The organism is Maritimibacter alkaliphilus HTCC2654, from assembly GCF_000152805.1.
Classification (GTDB): Bacteria; Pseudomonadota; Alphaproteobacteria; order Rhodobacterales; family Rhodobacteraceae; genus Maritimibacter; species Maritimibacter alkaliphilus.
Genome location: NZ_CH902578.1, coordinates 2,619,687 through 2,643,790, shown reverse-complemented (window position 1 = coordinate 2,643,790; position 24,104 = coordinate 2,619,687). Strand labels below are relative to the sequence as shown.

24 protein-coding genes are annotated in these 24,104 nt (G+C 62.0%); 11 read left to right on the top strand and 13 right to left on the bottom strand.

The genetic code is table 11. The features are described from left to right. A complete protein-coding gene (gene xylB / locus RB2654_RS13910) occupies positions 1-1,452 on the top strand; it encodes a xylulokinase (protein ID WP_008332587.1) in 1,452 nt (483 codons plus the stop codon). Here xylB and RB2654_RS13905 read toward each other — a convergent pair. Beyond that, on the bottom strand, positions 1,449-2,090 hold the full coding sequence (locus RB2654_RS13905) for a TetR/AcrR family transcriptional regulator (protein WP_008332581.1): 642 nt from the start codon (positions 2,088-2,090) through the stop codon (positions 1,449-1,451). The genes xylB and RB2654_RS13905 overlap by 4 nt on opposite strands. Positions 2,091-2,416: 326 nt before the next feature. On the opposite strand from RB2654_RS13905, the gene RB2654_RS13900 reads away from it, so the two are divergent. From RB2654_RS13900 to aroE, 3 genes are all read left to right on the top strand, one after another. Continuing rightward, positions 2,417-3,337: a DUF2793 domain-containing protein gene (locus RB2654_RS13900; protein ID WP_008332579.1), complete on the top strand. Its 921-nt coding sequence runs from the start codon at positions 2,417-2,419 to the stop codon at positions 3,335-3,337. A gap of 93 nt (positions 3,338-3,430) precedes the next feature. Then, complete coding sequence (gene aroQ, locus RB2654_RS13895; RefSeq protein WP_008332577.1) at positions 3,431-3,868, top strand: type II 3-dehydroquinate dehydratase; 438 nt, start codon at positions 3,431-3,433, stop codon at positions 3,866-3,868. Then, positions 3,865-4,677: a shikimate dehydrogenase gene (aroE, locus tag RB2654_RS13890; RefSeq protein ID WP_008332576.1), complete on the top strand. Its 813-nt coding sequence runs from the start codon at positions 3,865-3,867 to the stop codon at positions 4,675-4,677. Before aroQ ends, aroE begins: the two co-directional genes overlap by 4 nt. 6 nt (positions 4,678-4,683) lie before the next feature. Here the strand turns inward: aroE and RB2654_RS13885 are convergent, their stop codons facing one another. From RB2654_RS13885 to RB2654_RS13875, 3 genes are read right to left on the bottom strand one after another with little or no spacing between them, the layout of a single operon-like run. Then, complete coding sequence (locus tag RB2654_RS13885; protein WP_008332573.1) at positions 4,684-5,424, bottom strand: SDR family NAD(P)-dependent oxidoreductase; 741 nt, start codon at positions 5,422-5,424, stop codon at positions 4,684-4,686. 2 nt (positions 5,425-5,426) lie between these two features. After that, positions 5,427-6,182: a DUF1365 domain-containing protein gene (locus tag RB2654_RS13880; protein ID WP_040884887.1), complete on the bottom strand. Its 756-nt coding sequence runs from the start codon at positions 6,180-6,182 to the stop codon at positions 5,427-5,429. Next, complete coding sequence (locus tag RB2654_RS13875; RefSeq protein ID WP_008332567.1) at positions 6,179-7,468, bottom strand: NAD(P)/FAD-dependent oxidoreductase; 1,290 nt, start codon at positions 7,466-7,468, stop codon at positions 6,179-6,181. The genes RB2654_RS13880 and RB2654_RS13875 overlap by 4 nt, the downstream gene beginning before the upstream one ends. 239 nt (positions 7,469-7,707) lie before the next feature. Between RB2654_RS13875 and RB2654_RS13870 the strand changes: the two genes are divergently transcribed. The 6 genes from RB2654_RS13870 (at position 7,708) to RB2654_RS13845 (ending at position 14,577) form a co-directional block, all read left to right on the top strand. After that, positions 7,708-8,226: a sigma-70 family RNA polymerase sigma factor gene (locus RB2654_RS13870; RefSeq protein WP_008332565.1), complete on the top strand. Its 519-nt coding sequence runs from the start codon at positions 7,708-7,710 to the stop codon at positions 8,224-8,226. A 3-nt stretch (positions 8,227-8,229) separates the two neighbouring features. Continuing rightward, complete coding sequence (locus RB2654_RS13865) at positions 8,230-8,880, top strand: ChrR family anti-sigma-E factor (RefSeq protein WP_008332563.1); 651 nt, start codon at positions 8,230-8,232, stop codon at positions 8,878-8,880. 205 nt (positions 8,881-9,085) lie between these two features. Next, positions 9,086-10,174: a TRAP transporter substrate-binding protein gene (locus RB2654_RS13860; protein ID WP_008332562.1), complete on the top strand. Its 1,089-nt coding sequence runs from the start codon at positions 9,086-9,088 to the stop codon at positions 10,172-10,174. Positions 10,175-10,280: 106 nt separating this feature from the next. Then, positions 10,281-11,279, top strand: coding sequence for a TRAP transporter small permease subunit (locus tag RB2654_RS13855; RefSeq protein ID WP_008332560.1), 999 nt, complete (start codon positions 10,281-10,283; stop codon positions 11,277-11,279). A 15-nt stretch (positions 11,280-11,294) separates the two neighbouring features. Beyond that, the gene (locus RB2654_RS13850) at positions 11,295-13,946 is read left to right on the top strand and encodes a TRAP transporter large permease (RefSeq protein ID WP_008332559.1); all 2,652 of its coding nucleotides are present in this window, start codon (positions 11,295-11,297) and stop codon (positions 13,944-13,946) included. Between the two features lie 88 nt (positions 13,947-14,034). Then, on the top strand, positions 14,035-14,577 hold the full coding sequence (locus tag RB2654_RS13845) for an AAA family ATPase (RefSeq protein ID WP_040884882.1): 543 nt from the start codon (positions 14,035-14,037) through the stop codon (positions 14,575-14,577). On the opposite strand, the gene RB2654_RS13840 is transcribed toward RB2654_RS13845, so the two are convergent. The 6 genes from RB2654_RS13840 to RB2654_RS23410 form a co-directional block, all read right to left on the bottom strand. Beyond that, positions 14,574-16,559: a hypothetical protein gene (locus RB2654_RS13840; RefSeq protein ID WP_148912500.1), complete on the bottom strand. Its 1,986-nt coding sequence runs from the start codon at positions 16,557-16,559 to the stop codon at positions 14,574-14,576. The genes RB2654_RS13845 and RB2654_RS13840 overlap by 4 nt on opposite strands. 181 nt (positions 16,560-16,740) lie before the next feature. Continuing rightward, a complete protein-coding gene (gene arsJ, locus RB2654_RS13835; RefSeq protein ID WP_040885716.1) occupies positions 16,741-17,997 on the bottom strand; it encodes an organoarsenical effux MFS transporter ArsJ in 1,257 nt (418 codons plus the stop codon). Positions 17,998-18,007: 10 nt separating this feature from the next. Then, positions 18,008-19,072: a DUF1036 domain-containing protein gene (locus RB2654_RS22465; protein ID WP_050771962.1), complete on the bottom strand. Its 1,065-nt coding sequence runs from the start codon at positions 19,070-19,072 to the stop codon at positions 18,008-18,010. Between the two features lie 33 nt (positions 19,073-19,105). Next, positions 19,106-20,170, bottom strand: coding sequence for a DUF1036 domain-containing protein (locus RB2654_RS22460; RefSeq protein ID WP_008332550.1), 1,065 nt, complete (start codon positions 20,168-20,170; stop codon positions 19,106-19,108). A 22-nt stretch (positions 20,171-20,192) separates the two neighbouring features. Next, positions 20,193-21,191, bottom strand: a complete 999-nt coding sequence (locus RB2654_RS13820; protein ID WP_008332549.1) for an ArsJ-associated glyceraldehyde-3-phosphate dehydrogenase — start codon at positions 21,189-21,191, stop codon at positions 20,193-20,195. Positions 21,192-21,325: 134 nt separating this feature from the next. After that, positions 21,326-21,490: a hypothetical protein gene (locus RB2654_RS23410; protein WP_008332548.1), complete on the bottom strand. Its 165-nt coding sequence runs from the start codon at positions 21,488-21,490 to the stop codon at positions 21,326-21,328. Between the two features lie 104 nt (positions 21,491-21,594). On the opposite strand from RB2654_RS23410, the gene RB2654_RS13815 reads away from it, so the two are divergent. Further along, positions 21,595-22,476: a LysR substrate-binding domain-containing protein gene (locus RB2654_RS13815; protein ID WP_008332547.1), complete on the top strand. Its 882-nt coding sequence runs from the start codon at positions 21,595-21,597 to the stop codon at positions 22,474-22,476. Here the strand turns inward: RB2654_RS13815 and RB2654_RS13810 are convergent. From RB2654_RS13810 to RB2654_RS13800, 3 genes are all read right to left on the bottom strand, one after another. Next, complete coding sequence (locus RB2654_RS13810) at positions 22,461-22,799, bottom strand: hypothetical protein (RefSeq protein WP_040884881.1); 339 nt, start codon at positions 22,797-22,799, stop codon at positions 22,461-22,463. The genes RB2654_RS13815 and RB2654_RS13810 overlap by 16 nt on opposite strands. Continuing rightward, entirely contained in the window at positions 22,796-23,350 is a 555-nt protein-coding gene (locus tag RB2654_RS13805; RefSeq protein WP_008332545.1) for an ActR/PrrA/RegA family redox response regulator transcription factor, read from the bottom strand. Before RB2654_RS13805 ends, RB2654_RS13810 begins: the two co-directional genes overlap by 4 nt. Before the next feature lie 100 nt (positions 23,351-23,450). Further along, positions 23,451-24,071 carry an SCO family protein gene (locus RB2654_RS13800; RefSeq protein ID WP_008332544.1) on the bottom strand — a complete coding sequence of 207 codons (621 nt, stop codon included), beginning with the start codon at positions 24,069-24,071 and terminating at the stop codon, positions 23,451-23,453. Positions 24,072-24,104 lie beyond the last annotated feature (33 nt).

Genomic DNA, 24,104 nt, shown 5'->3' with positions numbered 1-24,104 from the left:
ATGTATCTTGGGATCGATCTGGGCACCTCGGGTGTCAAAGCCGTTGTGCTGGACGACGATCAACGCATCGTCGCGCAAGCGACCGCGCTCCTGTCGGTGTCCCGTCCGACCGATCTTTGGTCCGAGCAGGACCCGGCAGACTGGATCAGGGCGACAGAGACCGTGCTCGACAGCCTCGCCGTGAATGGCGGACTCGAGAAGGTGCAGGGGATCGGATTGTCCGGCCAGATGCACGGGGCCACGTTGCTAGATGCGGCGGATGACGTGATCCGCCCCGCCGTTCTGTGGAACGACACGCGGAGTCATGCCGAAGCGGGCGCTCTGGACAGCGATCCGCTGTTTCGGGAGCTGACCGGAAACGTGGTATTCCCGGGTTTCACCGCCCCTAAGCTCGCTTGGCTCCAAACCCATGAACCCGCTGCATTCGCAAACATCTCAACCGTGCTTTTGCCCAAGGATTACTTGCGCTTTTGGCTGACCGGAGAACGGGTGAGTGAGATGTCGGACGCCGCAGGTACCGCTTGGCTCGATATGCAGAAACGCGACTGGTCCGAACCTTTACTGGCCGCAACCGGTTTGCGGCGGGAGCATATGCCCCGACTCGTCGAAGGGACCGAGCCGTCGGGCGGGTTGCGGGAAACGCTCGCCGCGCGGTGGAGCATGAAACCCGGTCTTCCCGTGGCAGGCGGCGCCGGTGACAACGCGGCGACGGCCATCGGTGTCGGCGTGATCGGGGAAGGCGACGGGTTCGTGTCGCTAGGAACGTCAGGTGTGCTCTTCGCCGCCACCGAAGGATACCGCCCGAATGCCGCGAGCGCGGTTCACACGTTCTGCCATGCCCTGCCAAACACTTGGCACCAGATGGGGGTGATCCTGTCTGCGGCCTCGGCGTTGGATTGGTTCGCCGGAATCACGGGGCGTCCGGCGAAGGCGCTGACCGATGCGCTTGGCGCGGACCTTCGCGGTCCGGGGCAGGTGCGGTTCCTGCCCTACCTGTCCGGCGAACGCACGCCGCATAACGACCCGCACCTTGTGGGCAGCTTCGACGGGATGACACACGCGACGGATCGCGCGGCCATGACCCATGCCGTTCTTGAAGGGGTCGCCTTCGCCCTCGCCGAAAACCTCGACGCGCTCGAAGCCGCCGGGACTCGCCTGTCGTCGATACTGGCCGTCGGGGGCGGCTCACGGTCGCGATACTGGCTTGAACTGATCGCAACCATCCTCGGCGTCGAAATCAAACGACCCGCGGATGGGGATTTCGGGGCTGCATTCGGGGCTGCACGCTTGGGGATGATGACGACCGGCGCGAAAGCGACCGACGTTCTGACGCCCCCGGCGATTAGCGGAACCATAGCGCCGAACGAGGCACTCCGCGCATCGTATCAGGACGCGCGGAGCGGATTTGCCGCCCGCAGGACGGCGCAGCTTTCTGTTCGTGGGTCGCGCTAGCCTTTCAGAAACGCGATGACCGACTCGACGATCAGTTCACGCACGCGCTTCTGGCCCTCGTCCGTGAAGAATTCGCCGCCGAACTTCGTCGAATAGCTCGGCCGGTTCGCGACGTTGTAAAAACACTGTGCCTGAATCTGCCAATGCAGGAACCGTCCGTCCACATCGGTGCGGAAGATGCCCTCGGCCTGACCGCGTTCAAGAACCTGACTGATACGCCTGAGCGACATCAGGTTGAGATCGCGAATGAAGTCCGACTTCTTGAGATAGGCCGCATGGTTGACGTTCTCATTCATCACCATGCGGACGAGGTTCGGCTGCGATCTGTGATGGTCGAAGGTGAAACGGACGAGCTCCTGCATCGCCTCGACGGGGCCGAGCGCGTCGATTTCGATGTTTTCCTCACCGCCGCGCACACGCGCATATGCGGACTCGAGCGCGGCCAGATACAGCCCTTCCTTGTCACCGAAGTAGTAGTAGATCATACGTTTCGACGTTTTCGTCTTTTCGGCGATTTCGTCGATCCGGGCACCGGCAAGCCCGTGGTCCGCGAATTCGTCCATCGCGACCATCAGGATGTCGTGTTTAACGCCCTCTGCGTCCTGCTTCCAGGTCTTGCGCAGCTTTTCGTCTTTCATTTTTCTGCTCGCTCATACCCAATTTTCCACTGCCCTCAGAAGTTGACTTTTAACATAGTCTTTAATTTCCGCAAGGTAGGGTTACCCACATCATTCTAAATAGTTTATCATGATCAATGGGTTAGTCCGTGCCCGTTCGCGAAGCGTGAAAAGTCGAACGAGTCTTTGGTTAACAACGGGTTAACGGGGCAGCCGACGATGTCACACCCGGCAAACCGCGATCTCGTAGAAATCGGAAAGACCGACATAGTGCGAGACCCCACATGACCCAGGCTTCCCCACGGCTCACGCTGCCCTTTTTGCAACCCGCGCAGGCCCAAAAACACGTGACCCACAACGAAGCACTTCGCTTGTTGGACACGCTCGTTCAGCTGACCTTGGCCTCCATCGGCACGACGACCCCTCCGTCAACGCCCGCGAACGGCGAAGCCCACGCAATCGGCGCAAGCGCCTCGGGCGACTGGGCCGGCCACGACGGCGAGGTCGCGACATGGTTTGATGCGGCATGGTATTTCCAGACGCCCAAGTCGGGCTGGATCGCCACGGTCGCAGGCGGAACCGACATCTACATCCACGACGGTTCGGACTGGGCGCTCGCCACCGCGTCGGTCGATCTGGACAACGTGGCGGGCGTCGGCATCAACACGACCTCCGATGGCACCAACCGACTTGCGGTGCAGTCCCCCGCGACGCTTCTCACCCACGAAGGGTCCGGCCACCAGCTCAAGATCAACAAGGCGGGCGTGTCGGATACGGCGTCGCTTTTGTTCCAGACGAACTGGTCGGGACGCGCCGAGATGGGGATCGCCGGGAACGACAGCTTCTCGATCAAGGTCAGCGGGGACGGGTCGTCTTGGGACGAGGTGTTGAAGGTCGGCCCCGGAGAAGGCGTTGTGACCACCGCGAACATGGTGGGAACGGTCGCGAACCCGGCAGGCCCCGGCGACGCCGTTTTCGAAACCGGGTCAGGCCCGAACGGCAGCTTCACGAAACTGGCCGATGGCACCCTGATCTGCCAGATATCGGGGTTCCAGACCGCGTCCGGTGCCGCCGCCACTTGGACCCTTCCCGAACCTTTCGCCTCGGCAAGCTTCAGCGTCACCGCCTCGATCCTCGGCTCGACCCCTGCTGTGGCGACGATTTCCGCGCAATCTGCCACATCGGTGGACATCGAAAGCTTCGACCTGATCGGCGACGATACCGTGGCACCCGATGTGAACCTGATCGCCATTGGCCGCTGGTTCTGACCAATTCGCCACGGGTGGCGGGAAAACAGGCGGTTTCGTCTCGGCCTTTGCGAAAACCCATGCTATGCGACGCCAACTTGAAGGGCGGAGCATATGTCGAAGACGATCCACATTCTGAACGGGCCGAACCTCAACCTGCTGGGCAAGCGCCAGCCGGAAATCTATGGCGCCGACACTTTGGCCGATGTCGAAAAGGCCTGCGCCGAACTCGCCGCCGATCTGGGCCTTTCGACCGAGCTTCTTCAATCGAACCACGAAGGCGAGATTGTCGAGCAGATACATCGCGCCCGTGACGAGGCTGCGGGGATCGTCATCAACGCCGGAGCCTACACCCACACGTCGCTCGCGATCCTCGACGCGCTCAACACCTTCGAAGGGCCGGTGATCGAGGTTCACATCTCGAACATCCATGCGCGCGAGCCGTTCCGGCACCATTCCTACATCTCGGCCCGCGCTCAGGGCGTGATCGTCGGCTGTGGTGTCGAAGGCTACGAATTTGCCGTGCGGCGGATGGCGACACTCCTCGCATGACCGACCGTTACGCGGTGTTCGGTCACCCGCTTGGCCACACCAAATCCCCCTTCATCCACACCGAATTCGCCCGGCAGTTCGGCGAAGATCTGACCTATGAGGCGATCGAAGCACCCGTCGATGGGTTCGAGTCCGCATTGCGCCGGTTCATCGACGAAGGCGGGGTCGGAACCAACGTCACCGTGCCGTTCAAGCTTGAAGCCTTCGGTCTGGCCGACCACGCGAAAGACGCCGCTCGGATCTGCGGGGCGGCCAATACGCTGCGCTTCGTGGACGGCAGGATCGAAGCTGACAATACCGACGGTGTGGGTCTGGTGCGCGATATCACCCAAAATCTGGGCGTCCCGCTTTCCGGTGCTCGCGTCCTTTTTGCGGGCGCAGGTGGTGCGACGCGCGGGGCGGTGGCCCCGTTCCTTGCACAGGGGGCCGAGATCACCATTGCGAACCGCACGGTCGCCAAAGGGCATGAGATCGAGGCGCTTCTGGGGGACCGGGGGCCGGTCCGCACGGTGTCTTATGAGAACCTGTCGGGGTTCTTTGACATCGTTCTGAACTCGACCACCCTTAGCCTGACGGGCAAAGCCCCGCCGCTGCCCGACACGGTGTTTGAAGGGGCGCGGCTGGCCTATGATCTGGTCTACGGAAAGGGGCTGACTCCATTCCTCGCAAAGGCCGAAGCGCGCGGTGCGCAGGTCGCGGACGGGGTCGGTATGCTGGTCGAACAGGCCGCCGAAGCCTTTGCATGGTGGCGCGGTAAGCGGCCGGACACGGCCCCCGTCATCAAGGCGATGACCGTCCCGCTTGTGTGAACGCGGTCAGACCATCCCTTTGAACAGTCCGTGGAACCACGAAATCGGCAGGTGTTGCCCGACCGTGAACATGAGCGAGAACGGTTTGGGGAAGCTGTAGGAAAACACCCGCTTGTCGATGGCCTTGAGCACATGGGCGGCGGCCTCGTCCGGTTCCATCAGTTGCGGCATGTTGAACTCGTTCTTCTCCGTCAGGCGCGTCTTGATGAAGCCGGGGTTCATCCGCTGAACGAGAATGTCGGTTTTCGACAGGTCGATGCGAAGGTTTTCAGCCGTGTGCATGACCGCAGCTTTGGACAGGCCATAACCGACGGCACCGGGCAGACCACGAAAGCCCGAGAGCGACCCGATCAGCGCGATGTGACCCCGGTTTGTCCCAACGAAACGCGGCACGACCTCACCCAGCACATTGAGGCACCCGGTGATGTTGGTCGCAACCATCATCCGCGCGGCGTCGCCGTCCCATTCCGTCGATTTCATCGGCTCGTAGGCACCGACCGAATAGATGAACCCGTCGAATTCCCCCGCGTTTTTGGCCGCGTTAGACACTGATTCAGGGTCTGTGACGTCAATCGGAACCACGGTCGCATCGCGCAGGCCAGAGGCAAGGTCTTTCAGCCGATCTTCGCTTCGCGCCGATAGGATCAGGGACGCACCGCGCGCATCCAGCGCCTCGGCCAGTGCGCGGCCGAGCCCCTCGCTTGCACCGACGATCCAGTAGCGTTTTGCCGGGAGGTCTTTGGCCATGTTCAGGTCACTTCCTGTGTCGGGGGTGGTGTGCGTTTGCGGAACCTGGCGCCCTTGATCTTGAGTTTCGCGGCCTGCCACAGGATGAGCGCCATCACACGAAGGGCGCCGGTCGGGCGCCGGACCGCCATTGTAATCACGGAACGGGTGGTCAACGGCGCAAGCGGTCCAGAGAGCGTTGCGATCAACCCCTTGTTTCCGTCTACGAGGTCGATGGTGATGTCGATCCGTTCATCGGACACATCGAAGCGGAAACGGTAATCGCCCGAGATTTCCTGAAACGGCGAGACGTGGAACACCTTTTTCGACGTCAGAACGTCCTTCCGCCCGATGGGCACGAACCCTTCGTTGGCGCACAGGTAGCTGTGGCGGTCGCCCATCGTGTTGTTCACCTCGGCGATAACGGCGACAAGATCCTCACCGCGCATCGCAAGCCAGAATGCGACCGGGTTGAACCAGAAACCCGCGAAACGGGGCTGGGCCAGGAGCAGAAGCTTGACCCCCGCCATGTCGAGACCCGCGTTACCCAACACCTTCTGCGCCCAAGACACACCTTCGCCATCACCGCGCACACCGCCGTGGTCCCGATCATGGAGCGAGAAAAGACCGGCGGAGTTGCGGGAAAAAAGCGGGGCGATGTCACGTGTGTCGTCCGGGTCGATCAAAAGGTAATCGACCGCGTAGCGAAACCGGTTCCGGATCGCATCCTTGCGGGCATGCATCGTCTCGCCACGCATATGCCGGGGCGCAAAGCTCATGCGGCTATGACTTCCTGTGCGGGCTGAATGCGCTCGGCGATGGCCACCGCCGAAGCGAACCCATCTTCGTGGAACCCGTGACGGGTATAGGCCCCAGCGAACCACGTGTTGTTGTGGCCTTGGATCGCCTTAAGGTCTTTCTGCGCGCGCAGCGCCGCACGGTCGAACACCGGATGGCGGAACATCACCTCGTCATAGATCGCTTCCTGCCGGATGTCGGAGGACGGATTGAGCGAAATGAACATCGGATCGTTGTCGGGAATGTTCTGAAGCCGGTTCATCCAGTACGTCACTCCGATCTGCGTGTCTTCGCCCGCCGTTTCGGCCTTGTAGGTCCACGACGACCAGCAGCGACGGCGCAATGGCATCTGGCCGCTGTCGCTATGAAGAAACGCGCGGTTGTCTTGGTAGTTCAGATTGCCCAGCGCGGCCTCTTCCGAAGCGGTGGGGTTTTCGATCAGCCGGAGGGCATCGTCGGAGTGCGTCGCGAAGATCACCTGATCGAACGTCTTGGGCAACGAGCCTTGCGCCCGAACGGTCACCAGACCCGGGTCGCGCCGAACGGATTGAACCGGCGTGCCGGGGCGGAGCGACACGCCGCGAACACGCAGATCGTTCGTCAGGCGGTTCACATACTGGATCGAACCGCCGTCGATCGTTTTCCACTGGTGCTGCTTCCACCCCAGAAGCGAGTGGTTCTTGAAGAAGTTGACCAGCGTTTTGGCCGGGAAGGCCCCGACATCCATCGTCGGCGTCGACCAGATCGCGCCGCAGATCGGCATCAGGTAATAACGCGCGAACCAGTCGCCCAGCCCAAGCGTCTCGACCAGTTCCGAGATGGTCACGTCATCGCTGTCGGCGGCTTCCTCGGCCTCGTTGTTGAACCGGATGAGATCCCGGATCATGCCGACGAAGGCCGGTCGCCCCAGATTGCGGCGCTGACCGAAGATCGTGTTGAGCGTTTGAAGCGAATACTCCACCCGGCCCCGGTCGACCGTCGCGCCGAAGCTCATGTTTGAATCCGCCACCGGAACGTCGAGCTTCTTCAGCATGTCCGTGAAGTGCGGATAGTTCACCTCGTTGAACACGATGAAGCCCGTGTCGACCGGCTGATCCCCGTTTCGCCCGGCCACCACCGTCCGCGCGTGACCACCCAGCCGGGGCGCCGCTTCGTAGAGGGTGACATCGTTTTGCGGGGCAAGCAGCCATGCGGCGGCAAGACCGGAAACGCCGCCGCCGATCACGGCGATGCGTTGCGGTCGAAGGGGTGGTGCGTCGAATGACATGCGAAATCCTCGTTTGTGCAGGCTGAGTTACGGCTCGCAAAAAGATACGGATCATTTCTGATCCAAGTTTCATCTGTCCCCGTAATGTTGGTATGCTGCGTCTCGACGAAGATACCCGCGATCATGACCTCGCCCCGCCTGCGGGGTTGGTCGCTACTGCTGTAATTGGGAAGACGGGGCGCCGCGTGGCGACGACGACGACAGAAGACCCGAAGCCATTTTCAGAGCAGACCCTCTGGATGCTGGCGATCCGGGACAAACGTGACAAATACGCCTTCGGGCAGCTGTTCGACCATTTCGCACCGCGCCTGAAAGGGTTCGTGATCCGCAGCGGGGCGCCCGCCGGGCAGGCCGAAGACATCGTTCAGGACGTGATGATGTCGGTCTGGCGCAAGGCGCACCTGTTCGATCCCGAGCGCGCCCAAGTGTCGAGCTGGATCTACCAGATCGCCCGGAACCGCCAGATCGACATCGTGCGGAAAGAGGGCCGGCCGATGCCGGAAGCCCTGAAGGCAGAACAGGACGACGGCACCCCCGATGCAGGGCAGGTGCTTGCGCTGGAGCAGGAGACGGACGTGTTGCGCGACGCGCTGAACCGTCTGAACCCCGACCAGCGCGAAATGATCGAGAAAGCCTACCTGGGTGAGCTTTCGCATAGTGACATTGCCGAGGCGACAGGACTGCCGCTCGGCACCATCAAGTCCCGCATCCGGTTGGGCCTCGACCGACTGCGGCATGAATTGAAGGATCTGAGGTAAGAAATGACTGATACGATCTCGCATCACATCCCCGACGCCGTGATGGCGGCTTATGTGGCCGGGAACCTACCCAAAGCCTTTTCGCTGGTCGTCGCCACGCATGTTTCTATGTGCGACGACTGCCGTGCAAATCTTCACGCGCATGAGGCGGCAGGCGGTGCCGTGCTCGACAGCATGGCCGAAGCGCCGCTGTCCGGCGACCTTCGCGCTCAGATCATGGGCCGCTTGGATGACGCCATAGACCTCGACCGCGAGGAAGACGAGACGCCTGTTCGCGACGGCATCTATCCCGGTCCCGTGATGGCCGCGCTCAAGGGCAAAAAGCCGAAATGGAAGCGGCTGGGCGGCGGCGTGCGCCAGTGCATCGTGGATATGGACCGCGAAGGGTCCGCCCGGCTCCTCCACATCCCCGCAGGTAAGCCGGTGCCGGAGCACACGCACGGCGGGCTTGAGCTGACGCTGGTGCTTCAGGGCGGATTCTCCGATGCGACCGGGCATTTTGATGTCGGCGACGTCGAAGTCGCGAACGACGATCTGGAACACGTTCCGGTCGCCGACGAAGGTGTCGACTGCATCTGTCTGGCCGCAACCGATGCGCCGCTGCGATTCTCGGCCTTCGTGCCGCGCATCCTTCAACCTCTGTTCGCGATATGAGTTTTTCGCGTTTGCGGTAACGCGGACCTACGTAGTTTCCCGTAGGGCAGCCTACATAATGACCCGGATGCGACGAATTTAACCGCCGCGTCCGGGTCTTTTCGTTTGAATATCCAAGACTTCCGGGTAGGGTGTGGCAGGCTGCGGGCAGGGAACCCGCACCGATAACAACGAAAAGACAAGACGTCTTATTGGAGGAGGAACCATGGAACGTCGTAAGTTTCTGAAGGGTGCCGCGCTTGGCACCGCCGGTACCGCATTGGCCGCTCCGGCGATCGCTGCCAGCCACGCAACGACCATGACCATCGTGTCGACCTGGCCCCGTGACTTCCCGGGTCTCGGTGTTTCGGCACAGCGTCTGGCCGCGCGCATCACCGAACTGTCGGAAGGTGCCATTCAGACCGAATATTTCGCCGCTGGCGAACGTGTGGGCGCGCTCGACGTGTTCGACGAAGTCGCGAACGGCAACTCGCAGGCCTACATCGGCGCCGACTACTACTGGACCGGTAAAGACCCGTCGCTGGCCTATTTCACCGCTGTGCCGTTCGGCATGACCTTCGCTGAAATCAACGCATGGTGCATCTACGGCGAAGGTCGCGCCCTGTGGGACGAAGTGCAGGATCAGTTCGGCCTCTACGGCCTTCCCGCCGGCAACACCGGCACGCAGGCCGGCGGCTGGTTCAACAAGGAAATCGAATCCGCTGACGACCTCAAGGGTCTGAAAATGCGTATTCCGGGCCTTGGCGGTCAGGTTCTGTCGAAACTCGGCGCGTCGACCGTGTCGCTTCCGGGTGGTCAGATCTACGAGAACCTCGTCTCCGGTTCGATCGAAGCGACCGAGTGGGTGGGTCCGTACAACGACTACTTCATGAAGTTCTATGAAGCCGCCAAGTTCTACTACACGGGCGGTATGCACGAGCCGGGCGCACAGCTCTCGCTCACCTCGAACAAGTCGTGGTGGTCGGGTCTGACCGACACCCAACGTGCGATCATCACTGCCGCCGCGCTGGAAGAGAACGCCAACTCCTACTACGAAGCGACCGCGCTGAACGGCGAGTACCTGAACAAGCTTCAGGACGAGCAGGGCGTGGAAGTGAAAGAGTTCAACGAAGACGTGTGGGACGCCATGGGCGAAGCCGCGATGGAAGTCTTCGAAGAGACGGCCGCCTACTCCGACCTCGCCGCGCGCGTGAACGAGAGCTGCCAGAAGCAGATGCGCGACTTCGGCCGCGGCATCGCACTCTTCGAAGGTCAGTTCGTCGCGAACCGCAACCGGATCTTCGACATCGGCTGATTGCGGTGGAATAACGCATCAAAAAGTGAAAAGCGGGGCTTCGGTCCCGCTTTTTTTCTGATAAACGACCGCGAAATCACGCTCACTTGCGTCCACGGGAGGGGCCATGACTGAGGTCTTCGATCACACAGAGATTCCGCGCCACGGACGGCCAGCGGTTCTGCAACGTCTGTTCGGCTGGATCACGCTTGGCGTGCTGGCCGCGTTTCTCATCAACAATGTTCTCGTGGTCTACTTCGGGTTCCCCGGAACGGCCGCGCTTGGCGGCGAAGGCGCGGGGCTGGCCTGGGTTCAGGCCGCGCTTTACCTGATCGGGGTCGCCATCGCGGCGGTCTTCGTCCTGTCGACGCAGGACCGGGCGATCCGGTGGGATGCGCACCGCGTCCATATGTTCAACGTCTACCTGATCCGGGCATTGTTCTGGTCGGTCTTTCTGGTGGGCATCGCCGACGCGACCATCGCGTTCATGCGCACCGAAGACATGATCGAGCCGATCCTCGGCACCGACATTTCGCGCCAGTTCGCCCGCGCCAACTGGGTCGGACCGTGGGTGCACGGGCCGCTCATCGTGGTCGGCTTCATCCTCGCCCTGTTCACCCGCACGCTCGGTTTCGTCTGGCTCTCGCTCCTGATCGTGGCCGCCGAACTTCTGATCGTCATCTCGCGCTTCGTATTCTCGTATGAACAGGCGCTGATGGGCGACCTCGTTCGCTATTGGTATGCCGCGCTGTTCCTCTTCGCCTCGGCCTACACGCTGTTCGACGAAGGTCACGTGCGGGTCGACATCCTTTATGCAGGCTTCGGCCGCACTAAGAAGGGTTTCGCCAACGCCTTCGGCACCATCCTTCTCGGGATGAGCACGGTCTGGGTGATCCTCGCCATCGGCTTCGGCGGCAAGCAATCGATCATCAACGCACCGCTGACCAGCTTCGAGGTCAGTCAGGCCGGGCCGTTCGGCATGTTCGTGAAATACCAGATGGCCGCCTTCATCGGCCTGTTCGGGATCACCATGCTGATCCAGTTCGTCAGCTATTTCTTCGACGCCGTTGCAGACGCCCGGGATGAACCGGGCCATCGCGAACCCGCGCAAGACGCCGGACACTGAGGGGACACCGGAACAATGGAAATCTTCTTCCTTCTTCTGCTGATCGTCATCATGGCGGCCGCGCTGGGCTCCGGTTTCCCGGTCGCCTTCGCGCTTCCGGGTGCCGCGATCATCACCATCGGTCTCGCCGCAGGGACCGGCTATCTGTTCGAGGGCAACACGGACGCCTACTTCCATTCCGGCGGTCCCCAACAGTGGCTGACGGCGGGGGTCACGAACCTCCGAGGGGTCTATTGGGAGGTCGAGAGGGATACGCTCATCGCCATCCCGCTCTTCATCTTCATGGGCATCATGCTCCAGCGGTCCAAAATCGCCGAAGACCTGCTTGTCACCATGGCCCAGCTTTTCGGCCCCGTGCCGGGCGGTCTGGGTATCTCGGTCGTCTTCGTGGGCGCTCTTCTTGCCGCGACCACCGGCATCGTCGGCGCCACCGTCGTCGCGATGGGTATGATCTCGCTCCCGGCCATGTTGCGGTCGAACTATTCGACACCGCTCGCAACCGGCACGATCGCGGCCTCCGGCACGCTCGGTCAGATCATTCCGCCGTCCATCGTGCTCATCATCCTTGCCGACCAGTTGGCGAGCGCCGCAGATCAGGCCTCGACGCTGCGCAAGAACCTCTACACCGACGCCACCGGCGACCTTCAGATGCCCTCGACCTTCGGGGTCAGCGGCACGTCGGCCGGTGAAATGTTTCTGGGTGCTCTCATTCCGGGTCTCGTCCTCGTCGGCATCTACATGATCTACATTCTGGTCTACGCGGTGATCCGGCCCAAGGCCGCGCCCGCCGTGCATGACAAGAGCCAGAAATGGAATCTCGCGTTCTGGGGCCGTGTCAGCCTGTCGTTGATCCCGCCGCTCGCGCTGATCTTCCTCGTGCTCGGCTCGATCATCGGCGGTATCGCCACGGTGAACCAGGCCGGCGCGATCGGTGCCGCGGGTGCACTTATCATGGCCTCCTACCGATTGCCGCCCTCCGGCAGCCGGATGCTGTTCGGACCTGCGCTCGTCGCCATTGCGGGCCTCGTCCTGATTGCGGTCGCGCTTTCCATGTTCGAAATGAACGTGAAGGCGGTCGATAGCGCGCAGGACCAGCTTGGCATCGCAATAGGTGCCCTTGCGACCATCCTGATCGTCACCGCCCTGATCTGGTCGGCGGTCCGTGCGATCCGGATCGAGTTCACGCTTCAGGGTGTGATGCTCGAGACGGCCAAGACCACATCGCTCGTGTTCATCATTCTGCTCGGCGCTGCCATGCTGACCGCCGCTTTCCGTGGCTTCGGCGGGGAAGAACTGGTGCGTGAATTCCTGAACAGCATGCCCGGCGGGTTCTGGACCCAGTTCGTCATCGTCATGGCGGTGATCTTCGTCCTCGGCTTCTTCCTCGACTTCATCGAGATCGCCGTGGTCGTCGTGCCCATCGTCGCGCCGATCCTGCTGGCCGACCCCGGCGCCAACGTGACAGCCGTGTGGCTGGGCGTGATGATCGGCCTGAACATCCAGACGTCGTTCCTGACACCACCCTTCGGCTTCGCGTTGTTCTATCTGCGCGGCGTCGCACCCGCGGTGGTCAAGACGCTCCAGATCTACAAGGGCGTCGTGCCGTTCATCCTGTTGCAGCTCCTTGCTCTGGCAATCGTCGGGTCTTACCCGCCGCTGGTGAACTACCTCCCCAACCGCGTGAGCCTGTTGGGTGAAACCGCACCGCCGCCGCGCAACCCGCAGCTTCAGCTGTGCCTCGAAGACTACGTGGGTCAGCAGCTTGCGAGCAGCACGAGAACGGCCGATGCCGTCGCCGCCGCGAAAACGCTGGACCTCTCGGCGCTTCCCGAAGACATGCGCGGTGACTTCAACGAAGGCGTCGAGGCAGGGGAAACCGCGCTCGCCCAGATGGATGCGATCCACGAGGCCGAGGCTGCGGTGGATGCCGCCACGCCGGAGTATCGCCCGCAACTCATTGCCGTTCGGAATCTCGAAAAGCAGATCCGGCGGCTCGAAGAGGAACGGGACGAGGATCAGACGCTTCTCAATCGTCTCGAAGCCGACAGCGAAAGCCGTGGGCCGCTCGAGGCGCGCGTCGCAGAGATCGACGAAGAAATCGCCGCGCTCGAAGCCCAGATCCCGGACGGGTGGGAGGCAGCGCATGACGCCTTCGTCGAACTGACGACCGCCGAGGATGCCGCGCGGAACCAGTATCGCCGTGCAGCCGACGATGCCTATTCGGGCCCGGCGGAGGTTCTGGCGGTGCTCGAAGACTACGACGCGTTCGTGGCGCTCGAGGCGCCGCTCAACGACCTTCGCTCTCTCATGGAGACGGGCGCGGGCGAAGCGGATGCGTTGAAAGTCGAAGAGATCGAAGACCTCATCGGCGAAGTCGAGGGCGCGGGCGACGTGAAGTCCGCACTCGCCAAGGCCCGCCGCGAACTCGACGAGGACGAACCGGACCGCGAAGAGGTGTTGTCGAACTACGAAGACGCACTGGCCGAATACGCGGCTCAGGCCCAATGGCGCGCAGATGCCCAGGCGGCCCTGCCCGGCGTCCGCAACTACGTCGAAGGCGTGATCGGCACCTTCGGTATCCGGTCGCAGGACCGGTTCACGCGGAAACAGGCGCTCGCCATGGCGTCCTGTTCGGCCAACCACCGCGACGTGTCGCTGAACTTCTGATCCATCACGGATCGCAAAAAATCACCGGCGCGGCCCTCCGCGCCGGTTTTCTTTTGGCCTCGGGCCCGATCCGATGCATGATCCCGCCATGCTGATTTTTCTCAACGGATATCCCGGCACCGGGAAGCTCACCATCGGTCAGGCGCTCATGGATCGTCTGGGCGGTCGACTGCTCGACGTTCACACCCAGATGAACCTCGCCTATGCCCTGACCGAGTTCAAAAGCGACGCGTTCTACGACACCGTGCGCGCCGTCTGGGACATCGCGGACAAGCGGATCGCAGAGATGCCGTTGGACGTGCCGCTCATCATGACCGATACCCTGCGCAGAGATTCGGATTGGTCGGCGGAAGCCTGGGCCCGGATCGAGAAACTGGCGGAAACGCACGGTCCGCTACATGTCGTCCACGTCCATTGCGACCCCGACGAAAACGCACGCAGGATCGGGTCGGCGGGCCGCGAGGCGATGACCAAATCACGCAAAAGGGCGTTGGCGCTTCAGTATCACGAACAGGGTCAGATCCTCATGGGCGGCGAGGCCGAGCGCGTGTTCCAGCTGGACACGACCGAACTCACCGCCGAGGAATGTGCCGAAAGCATCGCGGACTGGATCGCGACGGTCGCGGACTAGATCGGCAAGCCGTCCAGCCCCTGAACGTCGATCACCACGTCCTGAAAGTCGTTGTCCCAAGCGGAGGCGTCTTCGAACCCGATGCGGATCGTGTCCGCGCGACCCCCGTGTCCGATGATCGCATGGTTGGCCGCATCTCTGTTGCGGGACGTGTCCATGTGCCAGATGAACCGGTCGCTTTCGACGCCGTTCACGAGCAGCGATCCGTCGCTGTCGATTGAAAGCGACTTGCGGCCCAGCGTGGCCGCAAGGTCCGCCCCGTCCTTGATGATGAAGAACTCAAGGTAACCGTCGGTCACACGCTGGAACGTTTCGGTCGTCCCCACCTTGGCGTCGTCGATCAGAATTCGGACGTTCGAGATCGTTCCGCCGCCGCTGACCTCATACACCCCGATGGCGTTGTTGTTCACCGTCGCGGCAAGGTCGGTGCGCGTCGTGATGCTATAGGCCTGCCAGCCTTCCGCGAAGAATTCGAGCATCGCAGACCGCTCCGGGTCGGCATCCGCCACCGTCGTCCCCTCGGAAAGGGCCGGGAACAGGTCGATCAACCCGAACTGCGTCTGGTCCTCGACATGGCTCATCAAAATATCGGTGCCGGAAATGTCGTTGCCTGCGACAATCCGGATCGGGAAGAAAGTCGTCGTGACGCCTTCCAGATAATACTCAACCGATGCTCCACCGCCGACTATGGGGGTAAAGATTGTGATGATGCCAAACTCGTCGCTCGGCGATTTGTCGTCCGTCATCCAGAACACGTCTTCGATGCTGACATCGGCAACCGTGTTGCCAAGGAACGTCGCCATCGTTCCGGTCACCAGATCCGCACCGCCGCCCAGGCGAAGTGTCATGCCCGTGCCCAGAAGCAGGATGTCGTCATCGGCGTCGCCCATGCGATATTCCGTGCCTTCGGGGTCTGCTTCGATCACATTGCGGCCATTGGGACCGAAGATCGCGACCGGGTTCGTGGTGCCGGTCAGGTCGACCGAGTTCGACGTGAAATCGAGCGTTCCGTCGCCAAGCAGTTCAATCGCGTTGCCGCCCCCGAACCATTCGGTGTTCAGGAAGGACGATCCGGTGACCGTGAGGTCGGTGGCCACTCCAAAGATCGCGCCTCCGATACCCTCGGAACTCGAGCGGTTGAACTGAGAGGATTGCACATTGGCCGTGGAGTTGACGAGGGCAATTGCGCCGCCATCCCCGCTGCCCGCCGCGCCTTCCGCCACGGAGTTGTCGGAGAAGGTCGTGTTGCTCACGGTCAGATTGATGTCGCTGCCAAAGATCGCGCCGCCTGCCGTCGAGTTGGTATTGGCGACGTCCGCTACGCTGTTGCCGTCGAATGTCGAGTTCACGATCGTGACGGTGGACGTATGGTTCAGCGCATAAATCGCACCGCCTGCACCGCTGGCGGAGTTGTTGCTGAACGTCGATCCGCTGATGTAAAGCTGCCCCGCCGTGGTGCTCGAGCTGATCGCACCGCCGCCAAAACCCGCCTTGTTGTTCGCGAAAGTGCTGTCCGTGACGACGAGCGTTCCGCCCTCATGCAGAATTCCTCCGCCATAACCTGCCGTAAAGGTGCCCGCGGGATTCAGGTGGCTTTGAGAGTTGAAGGAGAATTCGGACTGAAAGACGCTGACGTAGCCGCTCCCCTCGATCAGCATACCCGCGCCGCCGGTGCCGTTGTCGGGCGACACATGGTTCCCGGATTTGACGCCGACGTTTCTGAGGAACAGGGACTCTGCAAGTTCAAGATCGACCTCGAAGATACGGTCGAATGTGTCCATTCGGATGTCTACGCTGGGCGAACCAGCGTCGAGCGGGCCACCGTCGATTGTCATGGAGGTCGTGAAGACAATCGGCAGCGTCAGCCAGATGGTGTCGAGGCTCGCATCGAACAGGATGGTATAGGCCGAACCTGTCCCGTCCCATGCGTTCGCATGGGCGACCGCTTCGGCAAGCGTGGTTACGCCGTCGTCCGCTATCAAACTGCCTGAGGAATCGACGGTGATTTCACGCGTCGATTCATTCACATTGATCGATCCAGTCAATTGGCCCCCTCTCCACCGCTCGAACGGGCCCAAAAAAACCGGGTCAAAGCAATGTCATTAATAGAATACTAACCAAGCTTTACGGATGGCCTCTGGCCAATCAACTGAAAAGGAATCGTCAGACGTTCAAAGCGCCATCGCCGCCCAATCTTTTGGCAGAAATCCAGCTTGCGCCAGCCATTGCGGCGGCCGTGGCAAGGCAAAGAGGCAGCCCGCCGATCTGATAGCTGATGCCCGAGGCCAGCGTTCCGATCAGCCGCCCGGCGGCGTTCGACATATAGTAGAATCCCACGTCCATCGTGACCCGCTCCGCCTGTGAAAAGGCGAGGATAAGGTAGGAGTGGAGCGACGAATTGATTGCGAAGACGAACCCGAAGGCCAAAAGGCCCGCGACGAGCACGCCGGCGATCCATGTCGCGGGCGTCAGCGAAAGGGCGGCGAGCACCGCGATGATCGCGGTCAGGATGCCGACCCACCGGATTGCGAGGCGGACGGCCACCCGGCTTTCGTGCGCGGCCTGTCCGAGCAATCGGGGCGCCGAGGCCTGCACCGCGCCATAGGCGATGATCCAGAGCGCCATGAAGCCGCCGACAAGAAAGAACGCGGCGCGGTTGCCGTCCTCGCTCCCGTCCGAAATCAGGGCGGTGAAGTAGATCGGGATGCCGACGACGAACCACGTATCGCGCGCGCCGAACAGGAACATCCGGGCCAGCGACAGTCGGTTGATATTCCGATCCTTGGACCAGACTTGGGTGAATTTGGCCGACTTAGAGCCTTTCGGCAGGCCCGTGGGCATGAACAGCACCACCGCGAAAAGGATCACGGTCAGCACCACCGCCATCGCCAGAACTGCGGCCTTGAACCCGATGGTGGCGAGCAGTCCGGCACCTAGGAAGAACCCGATACCTTTCACCGCGTTCTTCGATCCCGTCAGCACCGCGACCCATCGGAACAGGCCGCCCCCTGCGGATGGTGCGAGGATCTTGACCGCCGACTTGGACGACATTTTCGCAAGATCCTTGGCAACCCCAGACATACCCTGAACGATCATCACGAACGGGACCGACACCGCGACGGCCCAGCCGGGGTTCAACCGGGACAAGGCGACGAGCGCGACGATCTGGATCGCAAGACCGGCATAAAGCGTCGTGGTCAGACCGAACCGTGCCGCGATCCACCCGGCCGACAGGTTCGTGACCATTCCGGCGACCTCGTAGAGCAGGAACAACCACGCCAGCGTGATCGGCGAAAACCCAAGGTCGTGAAAGTGCAACAGCACGAGCATCCGCAACGCGCCGTCGGTCAGCATGAAGGCCCAGTAGGCCGCCGTCACCGCGACATAGGCCGCAAGTGCATTCTCCGGTTTCCCGGTCATATCGGTCACGTCAGTTCTTTCGCTGGAAGTAGAGGGGGCGCATGGTCCCGGCGACGAAAAGCTCGAGCGACGAGGCGTCGACATGGCTGACCAGAACGCAACGATCCTCGCCCCCGTCGCGCGACACCAGCCGGAAGGCGGGTCCGCTCGACGGATTGTCCGGGCATCCGGTCTGGAAGTGCATTAAAAGCGGCATGTCCGGCATCTGCTGGTAGTATTCCTCGTAGCTGGACCCATGGATCAGCACCTCGTAATTCGCATCGTCCTCGGACTGCCAGTAGCCCTGAATCGCTTGCCGGGTGGTCTGAAAGACGTCCGGTTGCGCGAATGAATAGTCGCTGATTGTAACAGTCGCTTCCGTCCCCTCGTAAAACATCATGTCGCCGGAGATGGTGATCGGGACATTCGTGCCCAGCGCCTCGAGCTCTTCCAGAACCGCGACCGGAGTCGGATCGTAGGATGAGGCGACGTAACTCCAGCCGTCGGCGAGAACGGTGCACCCGACCCCGGCGTCATACCAATCGCAATGGCTAAGAATCCCCGTGATCGTATAGGGTTCGCCATGGGTGCCCGGCGGGTCCGCCACCACGTCGGATGCGGCGCTGTCGTATTGCTCGTCGGGATAGACGATACCCTCTTCCGGGTCGCGCGGGCCGTGGTCCGCGATGTTGTCTTCCCGCCCGTCACCCGTATGCGTCAGGTTCATCGTGAAGGTGGTGAAGCCTTCGGTCTTAATCTCGTTGAAGCCCTCGCGGTCATAGCCACGCGCCGTGCAATCCTCATCACCGAGGATGGTGAACACCTCGTCGCTGGTGCAGAACATGAAATTGGCATGGGACCACGACAGGTCACGGCTTTCCGCCCGCCAGTAATAATGCGTCTTGTCCAGATCGCGCGAGATGACGGTTTTGCAGGCACCGGTGTCGATGTTCCACCATCCCTCGGACATCCATCCGTCAGCGGATTTGTAGCCGATGGCGACAGAGGCCGACGATCCCGTCTGGTTGCAGAACTCAAGCCCCGCTTGAGCCACCGACGGGAGGCACGCGGCACCCGCGACCAATAACCACTTCATCCCATGTCCCCTTCGTTCCCCATGCGGCACCCGTCACGGCGCGCGATTCATCACCACCGGCTCGCTGAAGTCGTCGACGAACAGCAGCTCCATCTGAGTGTCGTCGATGTAGGACAGGAAGAAACAGGTCTCGGGATCGTTCTCGTCCGACGGCATCAAGCGCACGCCCACTCCGTCGCCCTGCGCCCCCGGGCAGCCCTGACGGAAATGCATGAAACTCGACATTTCGGGTTCGCCCGTGAAACTTTCGGTGAAGAAGCTGCCGTAGATCTCGATCTCATAGTCCCGATTGGTCGCGCCGACCCAGCGGCCCTGCATCGCATCGCGATCGGAGGCGAACTCATCATCCGCGATGACCATGTAATCCGACAGCGCCAAAAGGGCGCGACCATTCCCGCTCTCCATCACATCGCCCGAGAACTGCATGGCCGTATTGACCGGACGGGTCACCAGATCGTCGATGAGGGCCTGTGGGGTCGGTCCGGCCTCGGCCACGCCGACAACCCAGCCTTGGGTCGAGAAGAAACAGACCCGAGCCGAGCCGTAGTCACCGCAATGACTGAACAACCCGGCATAGGTTCCGTATTCGCCATGGGTGCCCGGCGGATCGGCTTCAGCCGAGGGGGAGGTGTCGAGCAGGTTGTCGAACAGGGACGGCACATCATCGTCGCGCTCGGTCTGGGCCGAAGGCTGCCCTTCGCGCCCACCGTCGCCCGTTATGTCGATGGTGAAGCCGGGCCGCCCCTCCATCGCGATTTCATTGAAGCCTTCGCGGTCGTAACCGCGGCTTTCGCAATTCGTGTCCCCGACAATCGTGAACACGTCGTCGGATGTGCAGAACATATAGGTCTCATGCTCGAACGCGTAGGCGCCGGATTCGACCCGGTAGTAGTAATGGCTCTTGGGCGTGTTCCCCGGCAGAACGGTCCGGCAATCGCCGGGGTCGACGTTCCACCAGCCTTCCGACACCCAATCGGCGTCACCCTTGTATCCGATGGCCACCGAAACGACGGCATCGGTCGAATTGCAGAATTCCACGTCGGCGAATGCGGCAGCCGGGCAGAGCGAGAACAGGACGAACAGAAAACGTGGGTTCATGACAGCCCCCAAAAGTCATGGATCAAATGGATGCCAGAACCATCCGGGCCACGTCGGCGAGGCGGCAGGCATAGCCCCACTCATTATCATACCAAGCGTAGATTTTCACCTGAGTCCCGTTCACGACCATCGTGGAGGGCGCGTCGATGATCGAGGAGCGCGGGTCGTTCGTGTAATCGGTCGATACGAGCGGGCGTGTCTCGTATCCGAGAACGCCTTTGAGGGGGCCGTTCGCCGCCGCTTCGAGGGCTCCGTTCACCTCTTCGACCGTCGTGTCGCGCTCTACCTCGAAAACGCAGTCGGTAAGGGACGCGTTCAGCAAGGGCACCCGCACCGCGTGCCCGTTCAAACGGCCAGTCAGTTCGGGGAAAATCTGGGTGATCGCCTTGGCCGAACCCGTCGTCGTGGGTATGAGCGAGTTCAGGGCCGACCGCGCGCGGCGCAGGTCCTTGGCCGGGCGATCCACGATGGTTTGCGTGTTCGTCACGTCATGGATCGTCGTGATCGAGCCGTGCTTGATCCCGAATGCCTCGTGAATGACCTTGACCACCGGGGCGAGGCAGTTGGTCGTGCAGGACGCCGCAGTGACGAGATCCTGATCCGTATAAAGGTCGCTGTTCACGCCGTAGACGACATTCAGCGCATTCTCTTCTTTCACCGGGGCCGAGACGACCACCTTCTTAACGCCCGCCGCGTAATAGGGCGCCAGTTTCGCGTTGGTCTTGAACACGCCCGTGCAGTCGATGACCAGGTCGATGCCGTCGAGCGGCAGGTCCTCGATCGTCCAGCTTGCGGTCAGGGGAATCTCGGTCCCGTTGATGGTGACCGATGCATCGCTGTGTGAGATGTCGGCATCCCAGCGCCCGTGGACCGTATCGAACTCGAACAGATGGGCGTGAATCTCCGGTGTGCCGACCGGATCGTTCAACAGGGCGATCTCGGCCTCCACCCCGTTGTCGATCAACTTACGAAGTACGAGCTTTCCGATGCGGCCAAGGCCGTTGATGGCGATGCGTGTCATGTGAACCTCCGGTGGTCGGTCGCGGGCTATCGGCCCGATGTAACGGTTTCATGACAAATCCACGAGACAAAGGAAAACCGCCGGAATGTCTGATCGACGTTCCGGCGGCTCCCGAAGATTGGCGTGAGTCTGGCTTACAGGGAAATCTTGCTGTAGATGCGCCGGCGCAGTTCGTCGCGCGCTTCCTCCCGCTTGATGCGATCCGCGTTGCGGATGCGGTGTTCGCGTTCGAATCCGGTCTCGCGACGGGCTTCCGCCCCGGTTGCGGTGCGAATGACGTGGTTCATGATACCCAACATGGCGTTTCTCCTTTCCGCGTTTCATGAAAGGACCATGCGGGATTCGAGGGGTTCAGGCGAGTTTCTAAACTTTCAAAGTTGTAAGTTTCACTTACAGTAAAGGGATGGACTGGTCCCGAATCCCATCTCTCGCCGCGCTCCGCGCCTTCGAAGCCTTGGCGCGCCACAACTCCCTGTCCGCCGCCGCGCGTGACCTGAACGTGACCCATGCGGCCATCGCGCAGCACCTTCGCGCGCTCGAGACGCATTTTGGCGAAAGCCTTGCCACCCGCGACGGTCAGACGATGAAACTGACGGAGACGGGGCGCGATCTGGCGGATGCGCTGGGCGAGGGGTTCGGGCGGATCGCCGAGGGCGTGACGGACATCATGGACCGCAACGCCATCCGCCCGATCACGGTGACGCTCACCCCATCCTTCGCGGAAGCCTGGCTGATGCCGAGAATGGGTCAGTTCTGGTCGCAACATCCCGAGGTCGAGGTGCGGCTCGTGCCGTCGATGGCGCTGGCGAACCTGCGCCGCGATGGCATCGACCTCGCCATACGGTTCGGAAATGGCGACTGGCCCGGCAACGATGTCGAACCGCTCGCGGTCAGTCAGTTCGTCGTGGTCGCGGCCCCGACCTATACCAAGGCCCGCACCTTGGATGAATTGGGCGGACTTAGCGCGCACGACTGGTTCTTTTCGGCCGCCGCGAACGAGCAGCGCGTCTGGGGCAAGGCCATCGGCGTGGATTTCGACAAGGTCGGGGCGCAGGACATGGCGAACAACGGCATGGTCCTGTCGGCGGCCCGCGCCGGGCTGGGCCTTTCGATCCAGTCAAAGGCGCTCGTCGCGCCCGATCTGGACTCGGGCCAGCTTACGACCCTTTACGAAGGCGACCCCGAAGGCTTGGGTTACTACATCGTCACGCGGCCCGGCGTTCTAAGCCCCGGCGCGCGCGCCTTCAGAGCATGGCTGCGGAAAATGGCTCAGGCACAGGTCTGACCGGCGCTTTCGCCTGCCGTCTTCCAACCGACGAACCGTTCGGAGGAAAAGGTCAGGATCAGACCATCCCAATCCAGTTGGCGGGCGATGCCCGGCGCACAGCCGGCAAGCGGGAGCGCACGCCCCGCGCCGAGTTCCCGTTCCAGAACCGGGATCATCCCCCTTGGGCTGCGACCGAAATCCATCCGCTGCCCAGTGCCGGTAACCAAAAGCCCCTGGGCATCCGGCGTGAAACTCACACCCTGCCGGGCGGGCGCGACATCCGACGCTGTTCCGGCACAACCCGCCAACAAGGCGCAGGCGACCGCCAGCGCGGCCTTCATTTCGGCGAGCGTTTCGCGAGGATACGTTGCAGGGTCCGGCGATGCATGTTCAGGCGACGCGCCGTCTCGGACACGTTGCGGTCGCAAAGTTCGTAAACGCGCTGAATGTGTTCCCACCGGACGCGATCCGCGCTCATCGGGTTTTCCGGCGGCGGCGGCAAATCTTCACCGTTGGCGAGCAGAGCCTTGACCACGTCATCGGCATCGGCGGGCTTCGACAAGTAGTCGGTCGCCCCGATCTTGACCGCGGCCACCGCGGTCGCAATGGCACCGTAGCCCGTCAGCACGACGATCCGCGACTCAGGCCGCCGTTCGCGCAACGTCTCCACGACGTCGAGCCCGTTGCCGTCGCCAAGACGCAAATCGACGACCGCATAGGCCGGGGGCCGCCCGGTCGCGATGGCCTTGCCGCCCGCGACACTGTCGGCCGTCTCGACCTCGAACCCGCGTTTTTCCATCGCGCGCGCGAGTCGTTTCAGGAACGGTTCATCATCGTCGACCAGCAGGATCGACCGGTCTTCACCCAAGTCATAAGCCACATTCTCGGACATTTCCCGTCCTCCGCCTGTTCGCATTCACAAAGCTTTATGCATCACCTTTGCACGCGTCAAATTGATGCATGTCAAACTTCGGTTCAGTTTCTTCTACGGATCAGGAGGACGCGTCGATGAAACAAGACATGCTTTCGGCGATCTTCTCGGGGCTGTCGTCCCGCTTGAAGAACTCGACGAAGCCGGTTTCCGGCAGCACCAGATAGGTGAAGGTCGAATGATCGACGAGGTAATACTCATCGTCGCCTTCGTCCTGTTTCTTGTAATAGGTCTTATAGGCCTGGCTCGCCGCCTTGACCTGTTCCGGCGATCCGGTCAGGCCGATCATGTCGTCGTGCAGGAAGGAGGTGAAATCCTTGAGCTGCTCCGGCGTGTCGCGATCCGGGTCGATGGAGATGAACGCCATCTGCGCGTCATATCCCCGTTCCTGCACCAGATCGAGCGCCTCGGCATTCCGTGCGTTGTCGAGCGGGCAGACATCGGGGCAGAAGGTGTAGCCGAAATAAAGCAGGGTCGGCTTGGTGAAGACATCCTGATCGGTGACCGTCTGACCGTCTTCATCCACCAGTTCGAAAGGCCCGCCAATCGTGCTCGTCCCGCTTCCCACGACCGAGGCACGGCAGTCGGCGAATGCGTCGGTCTCGGACCGGCTGACATACCAAGTCGCCCCGATCAGGGCGACGATTGCGACGGCCGCGACGACGGCGATGATACGGGTCATGGGAACCTCCTGCGCACTTCGGGCGCATTGATC